Annotated in this window: 1 protein-coding gene; it reads left to right on the top strand. The window is 71.9% G+C overall.

Annotated features, from left to right (window positions below):
- Positions 1-64: 64 nt before the first annotated feature.
- The coding region (locus J5Y04_RS41155; RefSeq protein ID WP_307853568.1) for a condensation domain-containing protein at positions 65-1251 on the top strand (1187 nt) is incomplete at its 3' end.

Here is a 1251-nt window from a genome sequence, read left to right as displayed (position 1 = left end):
CGTCGAGGACGACTTCTTCGCCCTCGGCGGTCACTCTCTCCTCGCGACGCGGCTGGTGAGCCGGGTGCGCGTTCTCCTGGGTGCGGAGGTGCCGCTGCGGCTGCTCTTCGAGGCGCCGACCCCTGCCGCCCTCGCCGCCGCCCTGGGCCAGGCCGGACAGGGCCGCGCCGCACTCGCACGCCGGGAACGCCTGGAACGGGTGCCGCTGTCCTACGCCCAGCGCCGGCTCTGGTTCCTGGGCGAACTGGAGGGACCGAGCGCCACCTACAACATCCCGATGGCCCTGCGCCTGACCGGGGACTTGGACCAGGACGCGCTCACCGCCGCCCTGCGGGACGTCGTCGCGCGCCACGAAGTCCTGCGCACGGTGTTCCCCACGGTCGACGGGCAGCCCTGCCAGCGGATTCTGCCGGTGGAGGAGTCGGGCTTCGAGCTGGGGTCCGTCGAACTGGAGCAGGACGCCGCGGCCGCCGCGATCGCCGAGGCGTCCGGGTACGAGTTCGTTCTCTCTGCCGAAATCCCGCTGCGGGCAACGCTGTTCACCCTGGGATCGGTCGAGCGGATCCTTGTGGTGGTGGTTCACCACATCGCGACGGACGGCTGGTCGACCGGGGTTCTCGCCCGTGATCTGTCGGCCGCCTACGCCGCGCGGGTGGGCGGTGAGGCACCGGAGTGGTCGGCACTGCCGGTGCAGTACGCGGACTACGCGCTGTGGCAGCGTGAGTTGCTCGGTGACGAGCGGGATCCGGGGAGTCTGCTGTCGCGGCAGGTGGCGTACTGGCGTGAGGCACTGGCCGGGGCGCCGGAGGAGCTGGAGCTGCCCGTCGACCGGCAGCGGCCGGCCGTCGCCTCGTACCGGGGTGAGAGCGTGCAGCTGAGTGTCTCCGCCGAGACGCACCAGGGGCTGGTGGAACTGGCGCGGGAGCGTGGGGCGACGCTGTTCATGGTGTTGCAGGCCGCGTTGGCGGTGACGCTCTCGCGGTTGGGTGCGGGGGCGGACATCCCGATCGGTTCGGCGGTGGCCGGGCGGACGGACGAGGGCCTGGACGATCTGGTCGGGTTCTTCGTGAACACGTTGGTGATCCGGACGGACCTGTCGGGTGACCCGACCCTCGACGAGGTGCTGGAGCGGGTCCGGGAGCGCGGACTGGCGGCGCTGGCGCACCAGGACGTGCCGTTCGAGCGGCTGGTGGAGGAGCTGGCGCCGGTCCGTTCGATGGCGCGGCACCCGCTGTTCCAGGTGGTGCTGAC

This window comes from Kitasatospora sp. RG8, assembly GCF_017813315.1.
In the GTDB taxonomy this organism is placed as follows: Bacteria; Actinomycetota; Actinomycetes; order Streptomycetales; family Streptomycetaceae; genus Kitasatospora.
The sequence above is the reverse complement of the archived record's forward strand: the minus strand, read 5'-3'. Positions and strand labels throughout refer to the sequence as shown.